This window comes from Variovorax raffinosi (assembly GCF_051216615.1).
Classification (GTDB): domain Bacteria; phylum Pseudomonadota; class Gammaproteobacteria; order Burkholderiales; family Burkholderiaceae_C; genus Variovorax.
The window spans coordinates 16859-33184 of record NZ_JBPJZR010000018.1; the positions used below are offsets into that span (position 1 = coordinate 16859).

Here is a 16326-nt window from a genome sequence, read left to right on the forward strand (position 1 = left end):
GTAGGAGACAGACAATGAGCACAACACTTGGCGACGCGCGCCACCTGTCGGCAGATAAGAACAATTCGCGAGCCGCCGCGCAGCACCGCAAGGTTGCGACAGCGAGCCTTATCGGAACGGCAGTTGAATGGTACGACTACTTCATCTATGGAACATATGCAGCCCTCCTGTTTCCGAAGCTCTTTTTTCCTGGGATGAATCCCCTCGCGGGGACTTTGGCTGCATTCGCTACCTATGCAGTGGGCTTTGCGGCACGCCCTATCGGAGCTGCCATATTCGGCCACTATGGCGACCGGGTCGGACGCAAGGCGATGCTCGTTATCTCCCTCTTGATGATGGGAGGTAGCACGGTTGCGATAGGTCTGCTGCCTACCTACTCGTCCGTGGGCATCTGGGCCGCCGTCATGCTCTGCGCATTGCGCATGATCCAGGGCTTCGCAGTCGGGGGCGAGTGGGGATCGGCAGTCGTGATGGCCGTGGAGCATGCGCCCAAGAACCGTCGAGGCCTCTACGGCAGCTTTCCCCAGATGGGAGTGCCCCTCGGCCTCCTTCTTTCAACGGGTGTCTTTGCCCTTGTGTCCTACGCGCTGACGGACGAAGAACTGCTCGCTTGGGGTTGGCGGATTCCGTTCCTTGCCAGCATCGTCATGATCGTTATCGGCATGTTCATCCGCATGGGCGTTCACGAGTCACCAGTGTTTCAGAAGCTCAAGGAGACAGGGCAGCGCGCTGAGCAACCGACGCTCGATCTGCTGCGTAGTAGCCGTCGGGTACTGATGATCACCATCGGCATGAAGATGCTGCAGAACGCGGTTTTCTATATCTACAGCGTGTTTATGCTGAGCTACATCGTGGGGACTCTTGGTATGCCGAGATCGGTCGGATTGAACGCAGTCCTGATTTCGTCCGTCGTCGGCATCGTGACCATTCCGCTTTGGTCCCTCCTCTCTGATTTGATCGGGCGCAAGAAGGTTTACTTGTTCGGCAATATCGCGTCCATGATCTTCATTGTTCCGTTCTTCGCTTTGGTCGAGACCGGCAATGTTTGGCTGATCACGATTGCCATGGTCGTAGGGCTGAATGTTCTTCACGATGCCATGTATGGTCCTCAGGCCGTCTATTTCTCTGAGCTGTTCGGCACGAAGGTGCGTCTCAGTGGTGCCAACATTGGCTACGCGGTCGGCGCTGTGCTATCAGGTGGTCTTGCACCCATGATCGCCACAGCACTTTTGGCGGCGCAGGGAGGCAAGACCTGGGGCATTGCGGCGTACTTGGTGGGCTTGGGTTTGATCAGCGTCATTGCGACCATCATGGCGCGTGAGACGTACCGCGATGCTCTCGATGACCGAGAAGTGACCTGATTCATGACGCAGAAGCTCAAGTCGCCTAGTCCAGCGAACGCCGGCGGCATTCGCCCCGCCATCGCGGTGGTTGCCTTCGCGCAGTTGCTCGGCACATCGCTTTGGTTCAGTGCGAACAGCGCGGCGGACGATCTGGTCAAAGCTTGGGGCTTGAGCGTTTCGGACATAGGGTGGTTAACTATGGCCGTGCAAGGCGGCTTTATCGTCGGCACCCTCTCTGTCGCAATGACAGGGTTGGCTGATCGCTTTGCAGCAAGTCGAATCTTCGCCTTAAGTTGCATTCTTGGTGCAGGCGTGAATTTGGGGTTCACCTTGGCTGGAGGACTGACGTCAGGCCTAGTCATGAGGTTTGGCGTCGGCTTGTGCCTCGCTGGCATCTATCCACTTGGGATGAAATTGATCGTGTCGTGGGACCCTAAGCGAGCGGGCACCTCGCTAGCACTCCTCGTTGGAATGCTGACGCTGGGCACAGCATTGCCTCATGGTCTACGTGCCGTTGGACAGGGATGGCCCTGGCAGAACGTCGTCTCCGTTTCGTCCGTGTTAGCTATCATTGCGGGTGCGCTTGTATTCTTCCTTGGGGATGGCCCTCACGCGGTACGAGCGCCCAAAGCGGGGCCGAGGTCGTTCGGGATTGGAGACGCTTTCAAAAATCATGCATTCCGGGGCGCGTCTCTCGGATACTTTGGGCACATGTGGGAGCTATATACGTTTTGGACCCTTGTGCCGGTTCTGGTGGGCCAGACGCTGGTTGGACGCGCTGGAAGTTTGGGCAGTGTATCGGCTTGGTCATTCGCAATAATCGCTTCGGGAACCTCGGGCTGCCTGCTGGGCGGCGTGCTGAGTCGGCGCTATGGCAGCGCCAAGATCGCTGCTGCAGCGCTGGCGACTTCTGGTCTTTGCTGTCTGGTCTTCCCGATTGCTGCCAACTATCTTGCGCCATCCGCCCTGGCCGTGCTCATGCTGCTTTGGGGCGCAACGGTTGTTGCAGACTCACCCCAGTTCTCTGCGGTCTCGACGCACACGTGCCCTCCACACGCCATCGGGAGCGCCCTGGCACTGCAGAACTCAATTGGCTTCTTCATCACCGTGTGGTCCATCCTGTTGGCGACATCGGTTGCGGAATCCATGGGCAACTCGATTGCGTGGCTTCTACTCCCTGGTCCACTGATCGGCCTCATTGGGATGCGTTCGCTTCTGGGGCGACCAGGCTGAGATTGGCCCTGAAAACCGGAGTGCGTAACCCGACCATCAAGCGGCAGATTTGTGCTGCGCCGTTAACCAGCTTTGCTCGAACTGCATCGGGCTGAAGTAGCCCGGCTCCGAACGTAGCTGCCAGGGTTGCAAAAGGCGATTCAGTCTATGCCCGCCTGCTTGGCCTGCTACGCGTGGAAAACCGCTGACGGACGTACAAGTAGGCCGTCTTCATACGTTCCCACCGCCAATACACTGCGCACACTCGATCGGTGAGGGCTGCTTGACGAGCTGCTCAAATTTGATCTTGTGCCACCATCTCACCATCTGTCGCCGAAGCCTCAAAGATACCCGAAGGTCTAATTACGCGCCGAGCGCTTCGGTCAGGCGCTTCGTACGCTCCAGCTAAGCCATGCACGTCGATGAAACCCCGGTTGCCGTGCTTGACCCGGGCGCCGGCATGACAAAAAGGGCCGACGTCTGGGTATTTGCGAGGGGCGCCTTCGATGCGGTGCCGATGGTGGTCTACGATTTCTGCGCCGGAAGAGAGGCGCAGTACCTGATTCCGTTCCTTGGCGCAGATGGGATCAAATGACCGAGCACGGGTGCTGGCGAGGTAAGTTAGTTCTTGACGAACAATCGGCCTACGACCGCGTGATCGACGCCCAGCGTGAGCGATTGGCTGCCGGTCGCCTTGCCCACGCCTGACACAACTTCGACGAGCTGCTGCGCGAGGGCGGCCGCAGCAGTGGCCGCTGAGACCTTGGAACGCATCTCGTAAATTTACCGTGTCGTGCGTGAACTCGCTGCGCTACACGACAGGATCCGCCGAACTGCTTCTCAGGCGTTGTCGAACAGGTCACGGACGATGATGCCGCTTGCCAGGAATCCGCCATCCACGGGCAGGGTGTGGCCAGTCAAGTAGCTGGCGCCGGTAGAGGCAAGAAACGAAACGGCATAGGCGATCTCCTCCATGGAGCCATATCGGCCCATCGGGATCATGCTCTTGTAGACGTCGGCCGTGCTGCCGCCATGGTTCTCACCGGTCAGAGACGTCTGGACCGGGCCGGGTGCGACCGCGTTGACTGTGATGCCGTCTTGCGCCACCTCAACCGAAAACTGGCGCGTCATGGCGTTGAGCGCTGCTTTAGACGTGCCATAGGCGAGGCGACCGGTTCCTGCCAGATCGGCACTCACAGAAGAGATGTTCACGATGCGTCCCCAGCGATGCTCACGCATGGTGGCGATGCAGAGTTGGGAAAGGCGCATGGCGGCCGTCACGTTGATGTCTAGGCTCTTGCGCCAGTTGTCGATGTTGAATGTGGCGGCCGCTTCCACCGATGCGAAGCCGGCGCAGTTGATCAGAATCTGCGGGCTGCCCACGGCAGCGACGAGATCCGAGAATACGCGTTCGATGGCAGCGATGTCCGACAAATCCACTGCGTAGGGATGCACCGTTCCGCCCGACGCGCGCACCGACTCGGCCACAGCGTGGGCGTTTTCGGCGTTGCGATCGAGCAAGCATACCGTCGCCCTTTCCTCCAGCGCGAACTTCTCTACGATGCAGCGCCCGATGCCACTGGCGCCTCCAGTCACGATGCAGACACGATCTTGGTGATTCATGGTGGATTTTTGTTGGAATGGCGATGGGCCAGCATGGGCGGCTAGACGCGAACGCTAGTTGGTACGCTGACGCGGCTGGCGAAACGGCGGTGTTACAGCCAGCTCTTGATGCTGGCCATCATGGCCTTGCGTGAGATGCCGTACCGGTCCTGAAGGACTGGCAGAGATCCTGCGTGCAGGAACGCATCCGGCAAGGCTATTTGGTGGAACGGGCACGACACGCCTGCGCGCATCAATGTGCCTGCAACCGCTTCACCCAAGCCGCCAATGGCCGTGTGGTTCTCCGCGACCACGACCAAGCGGCCGCCCTTACTGGCTTCCGCGATGATCGTCGCTTCGTCCAGCGGCTTGACCGTTGGCACATGCACGACGCTGACGTCGATGCCATCCTTCTCGAGCTCCTTGGCCGAATCCAACGCCCGCATTGTCATGAATCCGGTCGCGATGATGACGACGTCGCGGCCGCCTCGCAGGACCTTGGCCTTCCCGAGCTCAAACTTGTAGTCGTACTCGTCAAGAACCAATGGGACGTTGCCGCGCAGCACCCGCATGTAAACAGGGCCGGGGTAGGCTGCGATGGCAGGCACGATTTGTTCGATGTCCAGCGCGTCGCAGGGATCTATCACGACCAGATTCGGCATCGCACGAAAGATGGCGAGGTCGTCTGTCGCCTGGTGGCTCGGGCCGTAGCCTGTGGTCAAGCCAGGCAGGCCGCCGATCAGTTTGACATTGGCGTTCTGCTCCGCGACAGCTTGCGACATGAAGTCATAGCAGCGTCTCGATGCGAAAGTCGCGTAGGTCGAAGCGAAAGGAACAAAGCCCTCCTTCGCCAATCCGCCGGCTGCCGTTGCCATCAGCTGCTCGGCCATCCCGACTTGGTAGAAGCGGTCAGGGAAGGCCTGCGCGAAGATGTGCATGTCGGTGTACTTGGCCAGGTCCGCGCTCATGCCGACGATGCGAGGATCGGATTCGGCCAGGGCAACCAGTGCCTTGCCGAATGGGGTGGCGCGGACGCGATGCCCTTCCTCGACGTTTGAGGCGATTTGCGCCATGGGCTTCGGCGGTTGGACTGCTGCTTGTTCCATCACGGTGCTGTTGTTCATGCTGCTTCTTTCTTCATTGCGCCAAGGCGCTCGTACGCTGTTGACCATTCCGGCTTTTCCAGACGGATGAAATGGTTTTTCTCACGCTTTTCCAGAAAGTCCACGCCCTTGCCCATCTTCGTGTCGCAGATGATGATTCGCGGCACGGCGTCTTTCAGGGTGCGCGCCGTTTCAAACGCATCGACGAGCGCCTCCAGGTCATTCCCGTCGATGCGTTGAACGTGGAAGCCGAAAGCGCGGAACTTATCCGTCAGTGGTTCCGTCTTGAAGATCTGGGTGCTCGGGCCGTCGGCCTGGACCCCGTTGAAGTCGACGATGCCGATGATGTTGTCCAGCGCAAAGTGCGACGCGGCGGCCGCTGCTTCCCAGGTCGGGCCTTCGGCCATCTCGCCATCGCCCATGAACGTGTAGACAAATGCCTTGTTGTTCTTGCGCTTCAGTCCAAGACCCATGCCTACGGCCATCGGCAAACCAAGGCCGATGGAGCCCCCAGACATTTCTGCGCCCGGGGTATAGCCCGACATGCCCGACATCGGGAGACGGCTGTCGTCGCATCCGTACGTGTCGAGTTCATCCTCACCGATGTAACCGGCCTCTGCCAAGATGGCGTAGTGTGCGATGCCATAGTGTCCGACCGAAAGGAGGAAGCGGTCACGATCCTCCCATTTCGGCTCGTGCGGCCGGGTCTGCATCGAGTCGAGGTAGGTGACCGCCAACAGATCGGCCACGCCTAGCGCCTGGGCGATGTAGCCTTGGCCGTGGATCTCTGCCATGCGCAAAGCGTTGATCCGAACTTTGTGCGCTCGCGTTGCCAGGATGCGCACACGCTCTGCCTTGGGGAGTTTCATGAAGTATCTTCCTTTTAAGGTTGTGATGCGGCGAGGAAGCCGATAGAGATCCAGGGCACGGCTGCGACGACGATCACGCCGATGAAAAGCGCCACCATGTAACCGACGATCGGACGGATGCCTTCGTCGGGATGTATCTTGCTGATCGCGCAGGCGGCGTAGTAGCCCACGCCGAATGGTGGAGCGAAGAGGCCAAGGCCCATGGAGAGCACAACCACCATCGCGTAATGCACTTCATGGATGCCCACCGCCTTTGCGATCGGAAAGAGCAGGGGGCCGAAAAGCACCACAGCGGGAATCCCCTCGAGCACGCTTCCCAGCACGATGAACGCGACGATGGACACGGCCATAAACACGGGTGCACCACCGGGCAATCTGGACATGTATTGCGCAAGCGACGCTGAGAAGCCGGATTGCGTCAATGCCCATGCCATCGCGGTGGCCGCGCCGATGATGAGCAGGATGGCGCCGGTCAGAGAGGCGGTGTCCACCAGCATCGGAAACAGTCGAGACAGCTTGAACTGGCGGTACACCAGAATGCCCATCAGGCAGGCGTAAACGATGCCGATCGTCGAGACTTCCGTGGCAGTCGCCACACCCTCGACCACTGCGGCCCGGATGATGAAAGGCAACGCCATCGCGGGCAGCGCGACAAGGAAGGCGTTCCAGATTTCGCGCTTGGTGGCACGTTGAACGTCGTCGAGGCTCTCGCCGCGGTAGCGCCACCAAACCAGCACACACAGCGCCAGTCCGAGGACCACGCCGGGCAGTAAGCCACCTGTGAAGAGCGCCGCGATGGAGACGCCCGTCACGGAGCCGATGGTGATCAACACCAGGCTGGGCGGGATTGTTTCTGTCTGCGCGCCGGTGGCTGACAGCAGCGCCACGAGGTCGCCCGGTTTGGCACCTCGCTTCTTCATTTCAGGGAACAGCACTGGGGCGATGGCTGCCATGTCTGCGGCCTTCGATCCTGAAATGCCCGATACAAGATACATCGCTGCGATCAGCACATAGTTCAGGCCGCCGCGAACGTGGCCGAGCAGGCTGGCCAAAAATCCTATCATGGCCTTGGCCATGCCCGTCATTTCAATCAGAAGACCCAGGAACACGAACATCGGGACGGCCAAGAGGATCAGATGTCCCATGCCTTCGTCCATCCGACCTACCACGATGACAGTCGGCGTAGCCGTTGTAAGACCGAGGTACGAGAAGGTGGCAAGCCCGAACGCGAACGCTATGGGGACGCCGGTCAAGACCATCAAGGCAACTAACCCCACGAAGAAGACCAGTAAGTTGGCGCTGCCCAGCTTTGCGAAAACGGGCTGCAGGAACCAAAATCCCGCTACAACTACCGTCACGGTAGCGACTGCGCTGAGGAGGCGACGCATGCTGGTCACCTGTGCCAGTTTGAGGAAGGCGACCACCGTCATGAGCGCGAATCCGCTCGGCAGTGCCGCCGCGCGCCAGGCATTCGAGACTTCCAGCGCGGGTGTGGTCATCATCACTTCGTCCGAGGCGAACTCGTATGAAGGGTGAAGCACCAGCAGAAGGAACGTGATTGGCACCACGATGGCGACCACGTCGACAAAGGCTCGCGCATCCGGCTTGAGTTTGCCCACAAGCGCCGTCATGCGCATGTGCTCGCCTCGCTGGAAGGCGGCCACGGAGCCGAGCATGGCCAACCAAAGAAACACCATCGACGCAAGCTCGTCCGACCACACCAGTGGGCTGTGGAAAACGTACCGACTGGCCACGCCGACGGAAAGTACGACGATGTCAATCACCACGAGCAGGGCGCACGGGATCTCGATGAAAGGACGCATCATGGCATCCAAGCTGCCCGCAAAGCGAGATAGCCCTGTCGGTTGGCTTATGGGAGGGAAAACGGCTGCTTTCATCGCAACATCCTTGACGTCAATACGGATGAAGCCCGGCGCGGCGGGCTCCATAGGCCTTAGAGCGAAGCTCCAGCGCTCTTTTCCAACAGGGCCCACAGCGGGTCGCCGAGTCGGTTCTGCCACTCCTTGTAAAAACCAGCTGACCTGAGCTTCGCCTGGAACGGCTTGCTGTCCACGCTGTTGATGGCTACACCGCTGTCGGCCACGTGCTTCTCGAGCGACACGTTTTGCGAAATGACGTCTTCGCGTTGCAGCAGGCAGAAGCGATTCACCTGCTTTTCAATGACTTGGCGCACGTCCGCCGGCAGCTTGTTCCAGGTCTTCCCGCTTGCTAGGAACCAAAATCCGTCCCACATGTGGTTGGTCTTCGACAGGAACTTCTGGACTTCGTAGAGCTTGGCCGAGTCAATGGTCACAAGCGGGTTTTCCTGCGCGTCGGCAATCTTGGTCTGCAATGAGGAATAGACCTCCGCAAAGTTGATCGAGAGGGGCGCCGCATCGAAGCTCTTGAACATCGATGTCCACAATGGCGCAGGTGGGACGCGGATCTTGAGATTTTTCAGGTCGGCCGGTTGATTGATCGCGCGCGTAGACGTCGTGATCTGGCGGAATCCGTTGTTGAAAATTTTCTCGAATGGATGCAGACCGGTTTTGCCGATCTCTGCGCGGACGAACGAGCCGAGCTCGCCGTCCATGGCGCTGAATACTTTCTGGTAGTCAGAGAACGCGAAACCGATGCCGCTTATTGCCGCTTTGGGCACCATGGAAGAAAGGATCAGGGGTGAGAGCGTGAAGAAATCCAAGCCACCCGCACGCAACTGGGCGAGCATGTCGGTGTCGCCGCCAAGCTGGCTGTTGAAGTAGACCTGAAGGTCCACCTTGCCATTGGTCTCGGCGCGGATCGCTTCCGCGGCTTCCTTCATGCGGACCGTGAGAGGGTGGGCCGCAGGCGCGTTGTTCGCGTACTTCAGGGTGAAATCCGCAGCGCGCGCTGGACGCGAATGGACCCAGGCGGACAATCCGAGCGCTGTGCTCGTCGCGACGCCAAACATCTTGCGACGTGAAAGTTGATACATGACATGTCTCCTTGTGAAAATGATGAAAGGGAAGCCGTCAGATGCCGCGGTTATCGGCCCGGTCGGCAAAGACGGGCAGTTCGAAGGCGGTCACGGGCGGAGGCTCGCCCGTAAAGCGCTCCAGTTCAACGAGGCACGATTGGGCAGCGCAGCCTTGCGACAGTCCGGAAGCCGGAACGTCGTTGGTCAGGACGTTGGGATTGCCGTGCTTGTCGAGACCGGTGTCCTGATCGGGGTCGTACCAGGAGCCAGTGGAGATACGGCAGACGCCCGTCATCACGTCGGCCGAAATGGTGGCGACGGCCAAGCAAGCGCCTCGGTCATTGAACACGCGCACCAGATCCCCGTGTTGGATGCCTCTGGCGCCCGCGTCTTCGGCGCTCATGTACACGGGTTCGCGACCTTTCACCTTCGAGGCCATGCTGTGAGGGCTCGCATCCAACTGGCTGTGCAACTTGTTGCGGGGCTGGTCCGTCAACAGATGCAACGGGTACTTGCCCGTCAGATCGGATCCCAACCATTCGCTCGGGGCCAGCCAGGCCGCGTGACCGCCGCAGTCGTTCAGTTGAAACGATTCGATGTCACGGCACGTGATCTCGATCAAACCAGAGCGCGTCTTGAGAGGGTGGGTCAGTGGGTCTTCGCGAAAGGCGCTGAACATGACGTTGCTGGACCCGGATGCTTCGAGATCAATCAGTCCCAGTTCTTTGAAGGCTTCGAAGTCCGGAAGTGCGATGCCGATGCGGTGATACTTTGGCGTCAGGTCTTCGTACATGAACCTCAGCCAGTCTTCGGCTGAGCGTCCTTCGGTGAACACGTCGGTGCAACCCAGTTTGTTGGCGATCCCGGCGAAGATGTCGTAGTCGCTGAGCGCTTCGCCGATGGCCTCCGTCGTTTTCGACATCCAGACCAGCACACCCTCTTGCGATGCGTAGCCGATGTCGTCCCGTTCCAAGGAGGTCGTCGCAGGCAGTACGATGTCGGAAAACTTCGCGGCAGCCGTCCAATACTGCTCGTGAAACACGATCGTTTCAGGCCGTCGCCATGCCTTCACCAGCCGATTCAGATCCTGATGATGATGAAAAGGGTTGCCGCCGGCCCAATACACCATCCGGATGTCAGGGTAGGTGTAAGTCTTCCCATCGTAGGTGAAGGCTTCATTGGGGTTAGAAAGCAGATCCGCAATCCGCGCGACCGGGATGAATTGCTTTACTGGATTGAAGCCTTGCGACAGGGTAGGACCACCAATCTTGCGATGCGGCGTTCCCATTGTGTTGGCAGGTCCATAGCCGGCGCCGAATCCGCCCCCTGGCAACCCGATCTGGCCCAGCATGGCGGCTAGGGTTACCACGCCCCAGAAAGGTTGCTCGCCTCGCTCGGCACGCTGCAGAGACCAAGCCACGTTGAGCATGGTCCGGCTCTTGGCCATGTCGCGGGCCAGTTGGTGCGTCACCTCTGCTGGAACGCCCGTGATGGTTGCCGCCCACTGCGGCGTCTTGGTGATGCCGTCCGTGGCACCCACCAGGTACGCCTCGAAATTGGCATAGCCCACGCAGTACCGACTCAAGAAATCGACGTCGTGCAGTTTCTCGTCGCGTAGCACCCAGCACAGTGCCATCATCATCGCGACGTCGGTGTTGGGCCGCAGCTGGATCCATTCGATTGGGCCGCCCGTCACGATGTTGTCATTGACGGGTCCAACGTTCACGATTCGCACGCCGGCTCGGTGCAAAGACGCGAGCCCATCGCGCACCCTGTGGCGGCCGACACCACCGGGAGATGACTGGGCATTCTTGTGCGGCACACCACCAAAGGTCACAAGCAATTCGGTGTGTTCGGCCAGCACATCCCACGTGTGATGGATGCTGATGAGCTCGTCCATACCAGCCACCACGTGCGGCATGATCACGTGTGCTGCCCCAAGGCTGTACGAGTCCTTGTGGCGAACATAACCGCCTGCTGCGTTCAGAAAGCGGTGAATCTGACTCTGGGCGTGGTGAAAGCGCCCGGCGCTGGCCCAGCCGTAGGAGCCGCCGAAGATAGCTGAATTGCCGTGAGTCGTGCGCACGCGGTCGATCTCGGCGGCCACCAAATCCGACGCCTCGTCCCATTCGACTTCGACAAACGCTTCCCGCCCCCTGAGTTCTGGATTTGCGCCGGGGCCGTTCTCAAGCCAGCTTTTGCGTACCGCAGGTTTGCGTACACGGAGTCGAGAGAGTTCGGGCGCCAGTTGGTGCAGTCCGATGGCGGATGGATCTGGATCGTGCCGGTACGCGGCGATAGACGTATCTCCAGCGACCGTCTTCTCGACCTCATACAAGCCCCAATGGGAGAGGGTGTACCGCGCCATCATCAGACCTCAACGAGCACCAGCTCAAAGCAGATCAGCACGGCGTTCTCCCCGCGGGCGAGCTCCCCAAAATGGACATCGCCCCTGGGATCGATCAGTGCGATGCGCAACTGAGCGCATGGCCCCTCGGCATCGGGCTCCACGCGTCCAGAGATCACAAGGATCTCGGTGGCGATGTCGGATACCCGTCTGCCGTCGCTGAACGTTGCACCCACCACACTGCCTACGCTGCCGGCGATGCGCGCCCGACGGATTCCGTACCGCTCGCAAGCGTGTTCGATGCTGGTCAACAGATCCTCGTTCGGGCGGATTTTTGCGACGACGCAGCGAGACGCGTTGTGGGGCGGAGGCAGCCTCTCTTGCACTGCCCGGGGACGGAACAAGCTGAAGTTCGTCTCGGCATCGAACTCGACAGACATTGCGGCATTTCCGAGCCCCCAGGCCGTTACTGGCGTGTCTTCGCACACTCGTACGCAGTCGTTATGCAGATGGCCGCCCTTGACCTTGCCTTCGTCGTCCGTCCACAGAGCGTGGCAATGCACGAATGGCTGGCCATCCTTCTCGCCGAAAGTCGCCACCGCCAGCAGGATGCGGACCGGTGCATCGATGCGGTGGGTCGCGCTGTAGAACGCCACGTGCTCCTCGTCGTCCGTCTCGGTCGGCCGAACGTATTGCAGGGCGTGCACATCGAAGTCCGCCATGCGAAGCGTCCCACTGCGCATGCCTGCGTGATGCATCCCCTGGCTGATCCCTGCAAGCAGAGCTACCCCTGCGGCAACGCTGAAGCGGGCGCTGCGCAGCGGCCCCTCTATGGATTCCAGTCGCTGGGTCTCGGGAATTCCTGGTTGTACGAGGGTCGTGAACATGGTCGTTAGTTGAAGGTCAACGAGGGATTTGAACTAGGAGTTGGCCAGAGGTAACAAACTAAAGTCCGTAATATGGGTGTATCTAAACTGCAGTAAATCCATATTATGGACTAATCGTCTTTGCCGGATTAATGCGGCAAATGGACTTTATTCGCGGATTGCCGGCCACGGGATCGGGGTTTTCCATGGGGTCTTCGGATCAAACAGGTTGAAGTTCGATGAGTACTGGCCCATGCGATTTTTAAAGTCCATATTATGGATTTCGTCATATCGTGTTTTGAGGGCTTACAACGTACTTTATGGACTTGTTCGGTGAGCGATTCAAGGCTGCCGACGGCTGTGGCCGCGCGCAAATTGCGGGGGTCGCCGAGCTCGTTTGGGCTGCGAGTTCTTGATCGCATGAAGGCGGTCCGCCGGAGCGACACCGCTAAAAATGATCGCGCGCGCAGCCCTTGCGATTGGCAGGACTGCGCCTGGGACGTCGGCGGGCAGCGACTCCAGTCCCGTTGATGCGGGTTAGGCTGCTTGCGTTGGCGTGGCGACAAGTCGTGCGCGCGGGCGCGCCAACTGGCGTTGGCCTGCACTGGGTCGGCGCAGGAGTTGGCGAATGTGCAGCCTTCGGCCGGTTGCTGCCTAGACTGGGTTATTGCGAATGGGTGTTGTCAGTCCAGTGGCGCGGTGGCGCAACTTTGACCGCCATCGACTGGAAGGCAGATGCCAGTGATGAACTTGGCTTGGTCTGACGCCAGAAACACGGACGCGTTGGCGATGTCCCATGGATCACCCATGTGTCCCAGTGGCACCATCCGATTGCGCGCCGCCAGCATTTCTTCAACGGATGCGTACTGGGACGCGATTTGCCGGTAGATGAGGGGCGTGTCGATTGCGCCAGGAATGATGCAGTTGGCTCGAATGCCTTGTCTCGCGTACTGCATGGCGATCGCGACCGTTGCTTGGTTGACGGCTGCTTTGGATGCCGAGTACGCGAAGTACGGGTAACCAGTCCATCGCAAGGCTGCTAACGAAGAAATGTTGACGATGGCGCCGCTGCCTTGTTTGAGCATGTGCGGCACGGCTGCCTTGACCGTGCGAAACACCGAGCCCAGGTTCAGGTCCAGCGATAACTGGAAGGTGCTTTCATCCAATTCCACGGGCCCACCCATGTGGGTCACGCCGACGTTGTTATGAAGGATGTCCAAAGTGCCCGAGAACGACAGTGCAGAGCGCGTAGCGGCTTCGACGGATTCCGAATTTCTCACGTCGCTATGTACGGCGATGGCCCGATGGCCTTCGCTTTCGATGACCGCCGCAGTGGCCTTTGCTGCTGCAAAGTCGATGTCTGCGCACGCCACGCAAGCCCCCGCGCGCGCATAGCCAACCGCTGCGGCCTTTCCGTTGCTCCAGCCGTCGCCCTCGAATCCAGCGCCAAAGACAAGGGCTGATTTGCCCTCAAGTGTTCGCAACATGGTGGAATTCTACAAAAAATGACAAAGATGTTAGAAGTCCATATAATGGACTGATGAAGTTGGCGCTTGATTTTGACCATACTGAATCCGGGCGCGCTTGCTGCAGGTACTAACCCTTATTTCTTCTGTAAAAGTAAGGTGGAGGTTTAAATAAAACCGAGAGAATTGGTGAGTCATGGAGATCCACTATATGGATTTAAGAACTAACGGAGAAGCGATGGAAAGTAGCGAAAGACGGGTCCGAACTGCTGCAGGCGGCGCTGCCCCCGATGGGGCCCAGGCTATCGACCGGGCCATTGCCGTCCTGTTGCACGTGTCCAAGCTGCACGCGGCAGGCGCTTCACTCAGTCAACTCGTGACCGAGAGCGGGCTCAAGCAGCCGACGGTCCACAGATTGCTGCTTGCGTTGATCCGCGGGGGATTGGTCGAGCAGGACGTCGCAACCAAGCGCTACCACCTGGGCTATGAGAGCTATGTGTTGGGAGAGCTCGCGAAGGATCGGTTCGGCATCCATCAACTCGCACAAAGCAGCGTCGCGCGTCTTGCCCAAGTGTCTCAAGACACAGCGTTCTTGACCGTTCGCCGAGGACACTTCACTGTCTGCATGCACCGTGAAGAGGGTGACTATCCCATTCGGGCTCATGTGCTGTCGGTTGGCGACCGGCACCCTTTAGGTGTGGGTGCAGGGAGCATCGCCATCCTGGCTGCATTGCCAGATGAAGAAGTTGATTCGATCCTTGCCGACAACGCCCTCATCTATGGAGAAAAGTATCCGGCCATATCTGTGGACAGTCTGAAGACGCTCGTGGTCGAAACCCGGGCGAGGGGATTTGCAGCACACCGCGGTCTGGTGCACCCTGGTTCTTGGGGCATCGGCGTCGTTGTTTATGACCAGTTCGGTCAACCCAATGCGGCGCTCTCCATCGGCGCGATCGACACCCGGTTGCCCGAAGCGCGCCAGGAGTCTCTGGTACCGCTCATGCGAGAGGAAGCGGAGAAGCTGCGCAGGAAATTGATGGCGAGAACGAAGCCCACAGTCGCCGACGAGAAAAAGGTGCCGACTCGTGCCGAACAGGCAAGAAAGCCATATCGCTGACGACGTTTTGCGGCCTGTCTCGACAGCGCAGCGTACGCTAGCCAAGTCAAAGATTTTTCACTGATTCGCATGAGCCGTCGGGCGCAACGCGGTCATGTTTCAGCCCACCGGAGACACCTATGAAACTGGAAACCATCACCATCCACGGCGGCTACAGCCCCGACCCGACGACGAAGTCCGTCGCCGTGCCCATCTATCAGACGGCCGCTTACGCGTTCGACGACACGCAACATGGTGCGGATCTGTTTGACCTGAAGGTCGCGGGCAACATCTACACGCGCATCATGAATCCGACCAACGACGTGCTCGAGAAACGAGTCGCTGCATTGGAAGGGGGTGTTGGCGCATTGGCCGTTGCATCCGGCATGGCGGCGATCACGTACGCGATTCAAACGGTCGCTGAAGCCGGTGACAACATCATCTCGGTTGCAAAGCTCTATGGAGGCACGTACAACTTGTTCGCGCACACCCTCCCGCGCTTCGGCATCACGACGCGTTTTGCAGGCCACGACGATGTGGCGGGCATCGAGGCGTTGATCGATGCGAGGACAAAAGCAGTGTTCTGCGAATCCATCGGCAACCCCGCGGGCAACATCGTTGACATCCGGGCCCTGGCCGACGTGGCGCACAAGCACGGAGTCCCGCTCATCGTCGACAACACCGTGGCCACGCCGATGCTGTGCAGACCGTTCGAACACGGCGCAGACATCGTGGTGCACTCCCTCACGAAGTACATGGGCGGTCATGGCACCAGCATTGGCGGCATCGTCGTGGACTCGGGTGCCTTTCCCTGGCGCGAGAACGCGGCCCGGTTTTCCATGTTGAACACGCCCGACCCGTCATACCACGGTGTTACCTACACGGAAGCATTCGGAGCAGCCGCGTTCATTGGAAGGTGCCGTGTCGTGCCATTGCGCAACACCGGGGCCGCGCTGTCGCCGTTCAATGCGTTCTTGATCTTGCAGGGTCTCGAAACGCTTGCGCTACGGATGGAGCGTCACACGGAGAATGCTTTGAAGGTCGCTACGTTCTTGCGTGAGCATCCCGCGGTGTCATGGGTAAAGTACGCTGGGCTGACTGACCACCCCGAGCATGAATTGGCCAAACGCTACATGGGCGGCCGGCCGGCCTCCATCTTGTCGTTCGGGGTAAAGGGAGGGCACGAAGCCGGCGCACGTTTCATCGATGCTCTCAAATTATTCGTCCGCCTGGTGAACATCGGCGACGCCAAGTCCCTGGCCTGTCATCCTGCTTCAACAACCCACCGCCAACTCGACGAGAAAGAGCTTGAAGAGGCCGGGGTCCCGCGGGACATGGTGCGACTGTCTGTTGGGATTGAGCACTGCGACGACCTTTTGGACGACCTCACGCAGGCGTTGGCTGCGGCCGCCGGCTAGAAGCATCGGCACGCTGCCCTCGACGAGCACGCAGTTTAACGGTCGTCA

General features: G+C 59.6%; 14 protein-coding genes. 5 read left to right on the top strand and 9 right to left on the bottom strand.

Translation table 11 applies throughout. The annotated features are described in order from the left end of the window. The first annotated feature begins 14 nt into the window (after positions 1-14). From ACSFB7_RS34005 to ACSFB7_RS34015, 3 genes are all read left to right on the top strand, one after another. Entirely contained in the window at positions 15-1361 is a 1347-nt protein-coding gene (locus tag ACSFB7_RS34005; protein WP_435476743.1) for an MFS transporter, read from the top strand. Between the two features lie 3 nt (positions 1362-1364). Further along, positions 1365-2576, top strand: a complete 1212-nt coding sequence (locus ACSFB7_RS34010) for an MFS transporter (RefSeq protein ID WP_435476744.1) — start codon at positions 1365-1367, stop codon at positions 2574-2576. A gap of 391 nt (positions 2577-2967) precedes the next feature. Further along, a complete protein-coding gene (locus tag ACSFB7_RS34015) occupies positions 2968-3150 on the top strand; it encodes an IS66 family transposase (protein WP_435476745.1) in 183 nt (60 codons plus the stop codon). Positions 3151-3176: 26 nt separating this feature from the next. Here the strand turns inward: ACSFB7_RS34015 and ACSFB7_RS34020 are convergent, their stop codons facing one another. The 9 genes from ACSFB7_RS34020 to ACSFB7_RS34060 all read right to left on the bottom strand — a co-directional run bounded on the left by ACSFB7_RS34020 (position 3177) and on the right by ACSFB7_RS34060 (position 13785). Further along, entirely contained in the window at positions 3177-3329 is a 153-nt protein-coding gene (locus ACSFB7_RS34020) for a hypothetical protein (protein WP_435476746.1), read from the bottom strand. 66 nt (positions 3330-3395) lie between these two features. Continuing rightward, positions 3396-4178 carry an SDR family NAD(P)-dependent oxidoreductase gene (locus ACSFB7_RS34025; RefSeq protein WP_435476747.1) on the bottom strand — a complete coding sequence of 261 codons (783 nt, stop codon included), beginning with the start codon at positions 4176-4178 and terminating at the stop codon, positions 3396-3398. Positions 4179-4270: 92 nt separating this feature from the next. Further along, complete coding sequence (locus ACSFB7_RS34030) at positions 4271-5281, bottom strand: transketolase family protein (RefSeq protein ID WP_435476748.1); 1011 nt, start codon at positions 5279-5281, stop codon at positions 4271-4273. After that, positions 5278-6129, bottom strand: a complete 852-nt coding sequence (locus ACSFB7_RS34035) for a transketolase (RefSeq protein ID WP_435476749.1) — start codon at positions 6127-6129, stop codon at positions 5278-5280. Before ACSFB7_RS34035 ends, ACSFB7_RS34030 begins: the two co-directional genes overlap by 4 nt. 14 nt (positions 6130-6143) lie before the next feature. Further along, entirely contained in the window at positions 6144-7955 is a 1812-nt protein-coding gene (locus ACSFB7_RS34040) for a TRAP transporter large permease (RefSeq protein ID WP_435476850.1), read from the bottom strand. Between the two features lie 128 nt (positions 7956-8083). Then, a complete protein-coding gene (locus tag ACSFB7_RS34045) occupies positions 8084-9103 on the bottom strand; it encodes a TRAP transporter substrate-binding protein (protein ID WP_435476750.1) in 1020 nt (339 codons plus the stop codon). Positions 9104-9140: 37 nt separating this feature from the next. Beyond that, a complete protein-coding gene (locus ACSFB7_RS34050; protein WP_435476751.1) occupies positions 9141-11456 on the bottom strand; it encodes a molybdopterin-dependent oxidoreductase in 2316 nt (771 codons plus the stop codon). Further along, complete coding sequence (locus ACSFB7_RS34055; protein ID WP_435476752.1) at positions 11456-12319, bottom strand: PCC domain-containing protein; 864 nt, start codon at positions 12317-12319, stop codon at positions 11456-11458. The genes ACSFB7_RS34050 and ACSFB7_RS34055 overlap by 1 nt, the downstream gene beginning before the upstream one ends. Before the next feature lie 662 nt (positions 12320-12981). Beyond that, positions 12982-13785 (bottom strand): SDR family NAD(P)-dependent oxidoreductase, encoded by an 804-nt coding sequence (locus ACSFB7_RS34060; RefSeq protein ID WP_435476753.1) that lies wholly within the window; start codon positions 13783-13785, stop codon positions 12982-12984. A 175-nt stretch (positions 13786-13960) separates the two neighbouring features. Between ACSFB7_RS34060 and ACSFB7_RS34065 the strand changes: the two genes are divergently transcribed. Together ACSFB7_RS34065 and ACSFB7_RS34070 are read left to right on the top strand one after the other, a co-directional pair. Next, positions 13961-14881: an IclR family transcriptional regulator gene (locus tag ACSFB7_RS34065; protein WP_435476754.1), complete on the top strand. Its 921-nt coding sequence runs from the start codon at positions 13961-13963 to the stop codon at positions 14879-14881. 119 nt (positions 14882-15000) lie between these two features. Beyond that, a complete protein-coding gene (locus ACSFB7_RS34070; protein ID WP_435476755.1) occupies positions 15001-16278 on the top strand; it encodes a bifunctional O-acetylhomoserine aminocarboxypropyltransferase/cysteine synthase in 1278 nt (425 codons plus the stop codon). Positions 16279-16326: the final 48 nt, after the last annotated feature.